We start from the raw sequence: 3,028 nt of genomic DNA on the forward strand, positions 1-3,028 counted from the left end.
GACCCGTGTGGACGGAGATGGCGATAGCGTGACCGACAGTGCCACTGTCAGTTTGATTGCGGGCGAGCGGTCGGTATTCAGCTTCGATGACGATGGCCCGCGTGCCGGGATGGCAGAGAAAGCGCCGGCTCTGGGTGCAACCGTGGATGAAAGCCTGGTCAGTCTGGGTGGCGTTGGCAGTGACGGGGTAGCCAGTGCCACCCTGAGTGCGGCCAATGTGCAGGCTCAGTTCGCGCCGGCCTTCGGTGCCGACGGGGCGGGTAGTATCGGTTACAGCTTGGCGCTGACCGGCAGCAACGTAGCGAGCGGTCTGTATGCTGTTGACCCGCTGGCTGCCAACGGCCAAGGTGCGGCCATCGTGCTCAATCAGGTGGGCAACGTCATCACCGGCAGTGTCGGTGCAGTGAGCTACTTCACCCTGACCATCAACCCGACCACCGGGGAAGTGACGTTGGCCCTGCTGGACAACGTCTGGCATGGCAACACCACCAATGCAGATGACAGCGTGGCGCTGACCGTGGGTCAGGGCGTGCTGACGTTGGTGCAGACTGTGACCGACGCCGATGGCGACCGTGCCAGAGCGACAGTGGACCTGGGCGCCAACGGCGTGTTCCGCTTCGAGGATGACGGCCCCAAAGCAAGCAATGTTCAGGCTGCCTTGGTACTTGACGATGAAGGCCTTGTCGGCGGGATCAATGGCGGTTCTGGTGATGTCGCAGGGGCCAATACCAGCGTCACGGGCAATCTGGCTTATCAGGCCGGGGCTGATGGCCTCAAATCGCTTGAACTCTCCGGGCCTACTGCGTTGGGAAGTGAAAGTGTGACCTCAACGTGGGATGCCCAAAGTGGAACCTTGTCTATCAGTTCCACTCGCGGTGTCTTGATGACGGTCACCATTACCGACCCGAGCACTGGTGCCTACTCTGTGAAACTTCTGCAGCCCTTGATGCACACAGGGACTGATACCGAAGATAATCTCACCCTCAATGTGGGCTATAAGGTGACAGATGGTGACGGGGACAGTGCCAGTGGCGTACTTGCCGTCACCATTAACGATGATACGCCGACAATCCAGGTGGGTGAGCTGTCCCTGACTTCCTCAGTCACCTTCCTGGGTAGCAACGCCGGTTATTCAAATAGCTATGGCTACTATATCAAAGGTGATGATGGCACCCCGTTGTCCGGCAAAGTCATCTGGGCAAATGTGCACAGTCAGAGTGTGGGAAGCCAGACAGATATCAGTTCGCTGGATCCTGCTCATACTGGATTCTTTGTTATCCCCAATGGAGGTGCCAATCCCGGTCTTGGTGATGGTGCCGCCGTCACATTCCAGTTTATTAATGGCAAGTGGCAGGCATTCTTTGGCAGCACTGCGTTGAGTGGTGCTGATGGTGCCAACATCGTGTTCAGCGATGCGAGCCTCAACCCTGGCGGTTCACATTTGCAGGATACTGGCAGCGCAGGCAACCAGAACTGGGAGGATATGACCCTCCACTCGGATTACGACTACAACGATGTCAGCACCACTGTGACTTGGGGCGGTGCTGTGCAGTTACAGGTCGATGAGTCCAATCTCAATCATGATGCAACAGCTGATTTTAGTGGTGTGTTCAACGTACAGCCGGGGGCTGATGGTCTGGGATCCCAGAGCTACAGCCTGAATGTACAAAATGCCAGCTCTGGTCTGATTGATACCGCCACTGGTGAGCAAGTTCAGCTGAGCATGAATGGTGCGATCCTCGAAGGTCGCACGGCCACAACTGGCCAACTGGTATTTAGCCTCACGGTCGACAGTAGCGGCAAGGTGACCCTTGATCAGCAGCGGGCTGTAGTTCACCCAACCTCTGATCCTGATGAAGCCACCTTTTTGGGCTCTGGCCACGTTAATTTGACTTTGACCGTCACCGATAAGGATGGTGATCACGCAAGCGGGGTTCTGGATATCGGTAAGGTCATCAGCTTCAAAGACGATGGCCCGAGTATCAGCGCCAACGCAGTAGTGCAACTGGACGATGATGCCCTGGCGGGCGGCATAGCTGGCGGCACGGGCGACGACCCGAACGCGGTCAACGTCAGCGGAATTCTGGGCCACAGCTTCGGTGCCGACGGCGCTGGCAGCATCCAGTGGCTGACCAGTGGTGCACCGGGCGGTTACACCTATGAAGCGGGGTCTGGTGGTTCACTGCTGGTCAAACAGGCTGGCGTGACCGTGCTGACGGTGACGCTGAACAGCGCCACGGGTGCCTACAGCGTGACGCAGAATGCGCCGATCAAGCATGCCGACGGTAATGACGAGAATAACGCCACCTTCACGCTGAACTACCGTGTTACCGATGCCGACAAAGACAGCGTGGATGGCAGTCTGACCATCAACGTCGACGACGACATCCCGACGGTCAGCGCTAACGCAGCAGTGCAACTGGACGATGATGCCCTGGCGGGCGGCATAGCTGGCGGCACGGGCGACGACCCGAACGCGGTCAACGTCAGCGGAATTCTGGGCCACAGCTTCGGTGCCGACGGCGCTGGCAGCATCCAGTGGCTGACCAGTGGTGCACCGGGCGGTTACACCTATGAAGCGGGGTCTGGTGGTTCACTGCTGGTCAAACAGGCTGGCGTGACCGTGCTGACGGTGACGCTGAACAGCGCCACGGGTGCCTACAGCGTGACGCAGAATGCGCCGATCAAGCATGCCGACGGTAATGACGAGAATAACGCCACCTTCACGCTGAACTACCGTGTTACCGATGCCGACAAAGACAACGTGGATGGCAGCCTGACCATCAACGTCGACGACGACATCCCGACGGTCAGCGCCAACGCAGCAGTGCAACTGGACGATGATGCCCTAGCGGGCGGCATAGCTGGCGGCACGGGCGACGACCCGAACGCGGTCAACGTCAGCGGAGTTCTGGGCTACAGCCTCGGTGCCGACGGAGCTGGCAGCATCCAGTGGCTGACCAGTGGCGCACCGGGCGGTTACACCTATGAAGCGGGGTCTGGTGGTTCACTGCTGGTCAAACAGGCT

The 3,028-nt window shown here is 59.0% G+C and carries 1 protein-coding gene; it reads left to right on the forward strand.

The features are described from left to right. Positions 1-109: 109 nt before the first annotated feature. Positions 110-3,028: DUF5801 repeats-in-toxin domain-containing protein (locus tag DBR30_RS21270; RefSeq protein ID WP_258224447.1), on the forward strand; the 2,919-nt coding region annotated here is incomplete at its 3' end.

It is taken from the genome of Aeromonas sp. HMWF017 (genome assembly GCF_003061465.1).
Taxonomy (GTDB): domain Bacteria; phylum Pseudomonadota; class Gammaproteobacteria; order Enterobacterales; family Aeromonadaceae; genus Aeromonas; species Aeromonas veronii.